Origin of the sequence: uncultured Allobosea sp., from assembly GCF_945956895.1 — a bacterium.
Taxonomy (GTDB): Bacteria; Pseudomonadota; Alphaproteobacteria; order Rhizobiales; family Beijerinckiaceae; genus Allobosea.
Genome location: NZ_CAMFJF010000104.1, coordinates 1 through 7,478, shown reverse-complemented (window position 1 = coordinate 7,478; position 7,478 = coordinate 1). Strand labels below are relative to the sequence as shown.

Here is a 7,478-nt window from a genome sequence, read left to right as displayed (position 1 = left end):
TGGTCAGCGATGCGCCGAGCACCGCCGAGACGACCATGGCGAGCACGATCGACGGGAACGCCATCAGCGCATCCATGATCCGCATGATCGGCTGGTCGAGATGGTAGAAATAGCCGGCGATGGCCCCGCTCAGCGTACCCGCGATTCCCGCCAGCACGACCGTGCAGGCACCGATGGCGAGCGAGATGCGGGCGCCGATCATGACGCGCGAGAGGATGTCGCGGCCGAAATGATCGGTGCCGAACCAGTGCACGGCGCTGGGCGCCGCGAGCCGTGCCCGAACATTGCTCTTGAGCGGATCGAAGGGTGTGAGCCAATCGGCGGCGAGCGCGACCGCGACCATCAGCAGCACCAGCACGGCCCCGATCACGAAGGAGCGGTTGCGCAGCAGGCGCCCCCAGAGCGCGGGGCCGACGAGTGGCGTGCCCTGCATCAGGCCAGTCTCACCCGCGGGTCGACCACGGCGTAGAGGATGTCGACGACGAGATTGATCGCGAGATAGACGACCGCGAGGAAGAGCAAGCCGCCTTGCAGCACCGGGAAATCGCGCGAGGCGATGGCGCCGACGATCAGGCGGCCGATGCCGGGGATCGAGAAGACCTGCTCGACGATGACGGCGCCGCCCAGCAGAGCGCCGGAGACGATGCCGATCACGGTGAGGATCGGGATCATCGCATTCGGCAGCGCATGGCGCAGGACGACATGGAGCTTGGCCAGCCCCTTGGCATCGGCGGTGCGGACATAGTCCTGAGAGAGCGTGTCCAGCATCGAGGCGCGCGCCATGCGGGCGATGAAGCCGACCTGGACGAGGCCGAGGGTCAGGGCCGGCAGCACCATGCCGCGCAGCCATTCGGTGGGTGATTGCAGGAAGGGCGTGAAGCCGCCGCTCGGCAGCCAGCCGAGCGACACCGCGAAGACCAGCACCATGACGAGGCCGAGCCAGAAATCCGGCACGGAAAGCCCGAGCAGAGCCGTGGTCATCACCGCCTGATCGGGCCAGCGATTGTGATTGACGGCCGCGACGATGCCGGCCGCAACGCCGAAGAACACGGCGAAGGCGAGCGCCAGCGCCGCCAGCGAGAGCGTGACCGGCAGGCGCTCGATCAGCGCCGCCGTCACCGAGCGGTTGAGCAGGATCGACTGGCCGAGATCACCGCTGAGGATGCGCCCATACCAGCCGAGCATCTGCTGCGGCAGCGAGAGATCGAGCCCGAGCGCGCTGCGCAGCTTGGCGACCTGCTCGGGCGTCGCCGAGGCGTCGAGGAAGGCCGCCGCCGGATCGCCTGGCACCAGCCAGATCAGCGCGAAGGACATCAGCGAGACCAGGACGAGCACGAGAAAGGCGCCCGCGAGCCGGCGGATCAGGAAATGCCCCATGCCGCCCTCCTTTCGAGCGTTAGGCCTTAGTTCTGATAAGTACGCGTCATCCCGGGCGACCGGAGGGAGACCCGGGATCCATGCCGGAGCGCTTCCGAAGAAGGTTCAGGCATGGATCCCGGCTCTTCGCTGCGCTCCGGCCGGGATGACATCGTTCTGGGTGCCCCGGAGCAGCAGCCCTCAAGGCTCCAGCCAGACGCCCCACATGCGCGGGATGCGATAGGGCTTGAAGTTCTTGAGCTTGGCCGTCGAAGCCTGGAAGACACCGTAATTGCCGGCCTTCATCGCCACGGCCGCGTCGTACATGTGCTTCTGGAAGGCGTCGAAGTGGGCCTTGCGCTTGCCTTCGTCCATCTCGGCGTTGAAGGCGGCGGCGATGCGGTCGATCTCCGGGTCCTTCGCCTGCTGCGAGAGGCCGTTGACCCAGGGCGCCATCACCGAACCCGGCCCTTCATAGGGCTCGATGCCGAAGCCGTGGGTCCAGAAGGTCCAGCCGGTCGGGGTGAAGCCGATCTTCGAGACGGTCGGCCAGTCGGCGACGGTGATATCGACCTCGACGCCGATCTCCTTCAGCTTCTGCTGGACCAGCGTCGCGGTGTCGACATTCGGGCGCAGATTGTCGGTGATGAAGGTGATCTTGCCGCCCTTGTAGGACGACTTTGCGAGCAGCTCCTTGGCGAGCTTGATATCGCTTTTGTTGTACTTGTCGCTGCCGACCGTCGAGTGGAAGGCCGCGCCCGGATAGAGCCAGCTCGGATCCATCTGGTAGATATCGGCATAGGAGATCGCCATGATCTCCTCCATGTCCAAGGCCGCCTGGACGGCGAGCCGAAAGTTCACGTCGTTGCCCGGCCCCTGCGCCTGATTGAACTTGATCACCTGCAGGCCGAACGGCATCACCTTGTGGATGGTGAAGCGAGAGTCAGAACTCAGCCGTTTCGCCGTCGGCCCGTCGACAGTCTCGTTGAACTGGATCTGGCCGGCCTCGAGCGCGGCGCTGCGGGCGCCGCCTTCCGGCATGAAGCGGAAGGTGACGGTGTCGAGGAAGGCCTCCTTCCTGCCGGCGAAGCCGTCGCGGCCGGTGCCCTTCGGATTGGGCGCATAGCCGTCATAGCGCGTCAGCTTGACGTGGCTGTCCGGCCTGTACTCGACGAACTTGTAGGGGCCGGTGCCGATGACCTCGATCTTGCCGGCTTCCTTGGCCGCTTCGCTCGCCGGATAGATCGCGATCGGCGCGCGGGGCGAGGAGAGATTGTCGAGGAAGGTCGATTGCGCCTGTTTCAGCGTGACCGTGACCTCGTGCTCGCCGCTGGCCTTGATCGTGTCGATGGCGGCGACCAACGCGGGCGAAGCGCCGATCTTGCGGTAGCGCTCCAGCGAGGCGACGACATCGGCGGCATCGAGCTTCTTGCCGTTATGGAAGGTCACGTCCTTGCGGATCGGGAAGACATAGGTCTTTCCATCCGGCGAGACCGTCACGCCCTCGGCCAGTTCCGGCACCGGCTTGGCGTTCTCGTCGCGGGCATAGAGCGTCTCGAATATGTGGAGCGTGACGTTCCGCGAGGCCTGCGCCGAGGTGATCTGTGCATCGAGCGAAGGCGGCGCCTGGCTAATACCGATGACGACGTCGCCGCCCTTGCGCTGGGCCAGCACGCCTTGCGCCCCTCCCAGCATGAGCGTCGCTGCAAGCGCAGCGCCGAAGATGATGTGCTTTGCCATGTTCTTGTCCCCTCAGGATTGATGGTCAGGCACGTATGGTCAGGCGTAGATTTGCTCAGGCGGCGGCGCGCACCGCGTCGTAATCCTCCATCAAGACAGCGACCGCATCGCCGCGCTGGACGCGGCCGGGCCCCGCCGACATCCACAGCACGCCATCGCGCCGGTAGCGCACCTCCAGCGGGTCGCGGTCGATGTCCTCGATGAAATGCAGGTAGCCGGCGAGATCGCCCGCCCGGCAGACATCGCCGACGACATTGCGCGGCTCGAACAGCCCGCCGGCCGGCGCGAAGGAATAGCCGGCGGCATCGCGCACCATCATGTGGCGGGTGCCGGGCGAGCCGTCGCGCTGCGTCGTGTCGGGCTTTCCGTCCATCAGGCCGCAATGCTTGAGGATATTGGTCAGCGCCCGGTCGGCGATGCGCACGCCCTCGACATTGACCCGGCCCCAGCCGCCAAGCTCGGTCCCGAGCGAAAGGATGCCGCGACGCTCGACCGAGGAGGTCAGGGTCGCGCCCTCGTCGACGCCCCAGAACACGACGTTGTAAGGCGCTCCAAAAGCGGCGGCCGCCGCCATGGTGCGCTCGCGCAATTTGGCATCGGCGACGTAGTGCATGTTGGTCGAGAGCGCCGAGTCGCCGGAATGGCCGGCAGTGTGGAGATCGACGGAGACATCGACCAGCGGCAGCACCACGCTATCGACGAAATGCGCCAGCATCTCCGAGAAGGTGCCGCGCGGATTGCCGGGAAAGCAGCGGTTCATGTCGCGGTTGTCGACCGGCGACAGCCTGGTGTCGTTGAGCACGGCGGGCATGTTCAGTGCCGGGATCATGATCACCCTGCCCTGCACCTTGGCCGGGTCGAGGCTGCGGGCGAGGCGAGAAACCGCAATCTGGCCCTCGTACTCGTCGCCATGCACGCCACCGGTGAACAGGATGGTCGGGCCGGAACCGTTCTTCACGCTGATGACGGGAATTTCGACGACGCCCCAGCCGGAGGTGTTGCGCGACAGGGGTGCCCGCAGATAGCCGGCCTGCCGCCCCGAAGCTTCAAAGTCGATCTCGCACCGAACCCGACTTTCCGACGCCATGGCGATCCCCTCTCGCTCTTGCATTTCGTATGATTGTATACGATCATACGACCTGTCAAGCGAAGGGCAGAGAGCCGGATGACTGAAGCGGGCGAGCAAGTGCAGGCGATCGAGCCAACGACACAGGAGCGCGCGAAGAGCGCCGCCCCTGATTGGCAGCCCCTGCAGCCGCAGACGCTCGTGGATCACGCAATAGAGGCGATCATCGCCGGCGCCGCTGCCGGGCTGATCCTGCCGGGCGACCGGATCGTCGAGGTCGATCTCGCCCGCAAACTCGGGGTCAGCCGCGTACCGGTGCGCGAGGCGCTACGCCTGCTCGAAAGCCAGGGCGTCGTGGTCAGCGAACCCTATAAGGGTATCCGCCTACGCCCGGTGACGAACGAGCGTGTCTCGGACCTGATCGAGGCGCGGATCGCGCTCGAAGCCAGCGCGGTCGTGCGCGCCGTCGCCACCGGCCGCAATCGCGGCGCCCATCTCGATGAGTTGCGTGCCGCCGTGGCGGAGATGGAGCTGATGGCGGCGCGCGGCAGCGCCTATGGGGTCGCGGTCGCCGATACCGCCTTCCACCGCGCGCTCTGCCGGCTCGGCGGCAACAGCGTCACCTTCGACCTGTGGGAGACGCTGGCGCCGCAATGCACGATCATTTTCGGCCTCGCCACCTTCGGCAAGCCGATGGCCGGCGTGGTCGAGGAGCATGTCGACCTGCTCGCCGCCTTCGAGGCCGGCGACATCGCGGTGATCACGCGCACGCTCGACGAGCACATCACCGTCATGAACCACGCGATGGACTACGAGGCCATCGTCGCCCAGCGCCGCAGGGAAAGGGATATGCCGTGAACCACCAGCCGATCCAGACGCGCGCAGCCGGGCGGACGGCGGGGCTCCCGCCCTTCCGCATCACCCGCGTCGAGGCCGCTCCCCTCTTCGGCGAAAGCCCGAAGGGCGGCTGGTCGGCCGAGATCCGACCGGAGGATTCGATCCATGCGCTGATCGCGGTGCATACCGACCAGGGTCTCACCGGCTATGGCAGCGTCTTCACCGATGGCCGCCTCGTGCAGGCCGGCCTGAAGGTGCTGGAGCCGCTCTTTCTCGGGGCTGACGCGCTCTCGCCCGATTTCGTCAGCGAGAAGCTGCACCAGAACACCTTCTGGATGGGGCGCGGCGGCACGCTGACCCATACGATCAGCGGCATCGACATCGCGCTCTGGGACATTCTCGGTCAGGCGACGGGATTGAGCGTCGGGCGGCTGCTCGGCGGGCGCTATCGCGAACGCGTGCAGCCCTATTGCTCGCTGCTGATGGAAGAGCCGGCGGTGATGAAGGATGTCGTCGCCAGCTATCGCGACAAAGGCTTCAGCGCTTTCAAGATCGGCTGGGGGCCGTTCGGGCGGGCGCTCGACGTCAAGCTCGACGAGGCGATCGTCCGTGCGGCGCGCGAGGCGGCCGGCGAGAAGTCCAAGCTCTTCGTCGATGCCGGCGCCAGCGACGCGCTCTGGCCGCATGGGCTGAAATGGGCGAAGCGCACCGCCGAGATGCTGGCGGATTACGAGGTCGGCTGGTTCGAGGAACCGGTCAGGCCAGACGCCATCGACGATTATCGCGAGCTGCGCCGCTCTTCGCCTGTGCCCATCGCCGGCTGCGAGGTGCTGACCCGGCGCCAGAGCTTCATTCCCTGGCTGACGACCGGCGCGCTCGACATCGTCCAGCCCGACGTCACCAAGGTCGGCGGCATCTCCGAGCAGCGCCGTATCGCCTGGATGGCCTATGATCTCGGAGTCAAATATGTCGGACACGGCTGGAACACGGCGCTGGGCCTCGCCGCCGACCTGCAGATGGCCTCAGCCTTCCCCGATGCCGACCTCGTCGAGTTCATCGGCGGCAGCCCCTATGTCGACGGCATCCTGGCCAAGCCCTTCGCGCTCGATGCCGAGGGCTGGCTGACGATTCCCGACCTGCCGGGGCTCGGCGTTACGATCGATCGCGACAAGCTGGGGCGGTATACACCGGAACCGGACGCGCTGTTCGGCTGACACCAAGAGGAACCGACATCGTCATTCCGGACAAGCCGCGATAGCGGCGCCGATCCGGAATCCATCATAAAGCTCCGCGCTCTACGATGGATTCCGGGTCAAGCCCGGAATGACGGCGCGGTTCCGTGAACAATCATCGAGCGTCTGCGAGGCCTCGCTTACTCCGTTATCGCATAAGCCGCCCGGTCGATGCCGTGGCGGGCGAGCTTGTCGTAGAAGGTCTTGCGGGGGATGCCGAGCATCTCCAGCGTCGCGCGGACATCGCCGCGACTGGCCTCCAGCGCCTCGCGGATCAGGTTCGCCTCGATCGCATTGAGGCGATCCGGCAGGCTGGCAACCGAAGCGTCGGGGCGGTCTGATTGCGCCGGCAGATCGCTAGAAAGGCCGAGCGCGACCCGCTCGGCGAAATGGACGAGTTCGCGGACATTGCCGGGCCAGTCGTTCTCGACCAGATGGCGCTCGACAGCCCGATCGAGCGTCGGCAACGGCCGGCGGTATTTCTCGGCCGCCCGGGCCAGGAATCGCGTGAACAGCAGCGGGATATCGCGGCGACGCTCGCGCAAGGGCGGGATGCGCAGCGTCACGACGTTCAGGCGGTAGTAGAGATCCTCGCGGAAATCGCGGCGCTGGGCGGGGTCGCCGAGATCGACCTTGGTGGCGGCCACCACCCGGAGATCGACGCGGCGCAGGTCGTTCGAGCCCAAAGGCGCGATCTCGCGCATCTCCAGCACGCGCAGCAGCTTGATCTGGGCCGAAGGCGGCATGCTCTCCAGCTCGTCGAGGAAGAGCGTGCCGCCGCTGGAATGCTCGATGCGGCCGATCCTCCGCTTCTGTGCGCCGGTGAAGGCGCCGGGCTCATAGCCGAAGAGCTCGCTCTCGATGACGCTGTCGGGCAGCGCGCCGCAGTTCAGCGCGACGAAGGACTTGTCGCGGCGGCGTCCGAGCCGGTGCAGCAGGCCTGCAACGACCTCCTTGCCGGTCCCGGTCTCGCCGAGCACGAGCACGTCGACATCGACATCGGCAAGCTCGCGGACGGTCTGGCGCAGGCGCGCGATGGAGGGCGTCTCGCCGATCAGCGCGGTCTCCTCTTCGCCCTGCTCGGCCAGCGCCCGCAGGCGCCGGTTCTCGAGGACGAGCGCGCGCTTCTCCACGGCGCGTTTCAAGGTCTCGACGAGGCGCTCGCCGGCATAGGGCTTGGCGATGAAATCATAGGCGCCCTCGCTCATCGCGCCGACGGCGGTGGCGATATCGGCATGGCCGGAGAT

7 protein-coding genes are annotated in these 7,478 nt (G+C 66.7%); 2 read left to right on the top strand and 5 right to left on the bottom strand.

Annotation, left to right across the window (positions count from 1 at the left end):
- From Q0Q02_RS22340 to Q0Q02_RS22325, 4 genes are all read right to left on the bottom strand, one after another.
- Window positions 1-433: ABC transporter permease (locus Q0Q02_RS22340; RefSeq protein WP_367275053.1), on the bottom strand; the 433-nt coding region annotated here is incomplete at its 3' end.
- The gene (locus Q0Q02_RS22335) at window positions 433-1,377 is read right to left on the bottom strand and encodes an ABC transporter permease (RefSeq protein WP_293812841.1); all 945 of its coding nucleotides are present in this window, start codon (window positions 1,375-1,377) and stop codon (window positions 433-435) included. The genes Q0Q02_RS22335 and Q0Q02_RS22340, both read right to left, overlap by 1 nt.
- A gap of 180 nt (window positions 1,378-1,557) precedes the next feature.
- On the bottom strand, window positions 1,558-3,096 hold the full coding sequence (locus Q0Q02_RS22330; RefSeq protein WP_293812839.1) for an ABC transporter substrate-binding protein: 1,539 nt from the start codon (window positions 3,094-3,096) through the stop codon (window positions 1,558-1,560).
- A gap of 55 nt (window positions 3,097-3,151) precedes the next feature.
- Window positions 3,152-4,183 carry a succinylglutamate desuccinylase/aspartoacylase family protein gene (locus tag Q0Q02_RS22325; protein ID WP_293812837.1) on the bottom strand — a complete coding sequence of 344 codons (1,032 nt, stop codon included), beginning with the start codon at window positions 4,181-4,183 and terminating at the stop codon, window positions 3,152-3,154.
- A gap of 78 nt (window positions 4,184-4,261) precedes the next feature.
- Between Q0Q02_RS22325 and Q0Q02_RS22320 the strand changes: the two genes are divergently transcribed.
- On the top strand, window positions 4,262-5,020 hold the full coding sequence (locus Q0Q02_RS22320) for a GntR family transcriptional regulator (RefSeq protein ID WP_293812835.1): 759 nt from the start codon (window positions 4,262-4,264) through the stop codon (window positions 5,018-5,020).
- Window positions 5,017-6,213 (top strand): mandelate racemase/muconate lactonizing enzyme family protein, encoded by a 1,197-nt coding sequence (locus Q0Q02_RS22315; RefSeq protein WP_293812833.1) that lies wholly within the window; start codon window positions 5,017-5,019, stop codon window positions 6,211-6,213. The genes Q0Q02_RS22320 and Q0Q02_RS22315 overlap by 4 nt, the downstream gene beginning before the upstream one ends.
- A gap of 158 nt (window positions 6,214-6,371) precedes the next feature.
- On the opposite strand, the gene Q0Q02_RS22310 is transcribed toward Q0Q02_RS22315, so the two are convergent.
- Window positions 6,372-7,478 (bottom strand): sigma-54 dependent transcriptional regulator (locus Q0Q02_RS22310; protein ID WP_293812832.1); only part of this gene is annotated, 1,107 nt, incomplete at its 5' end.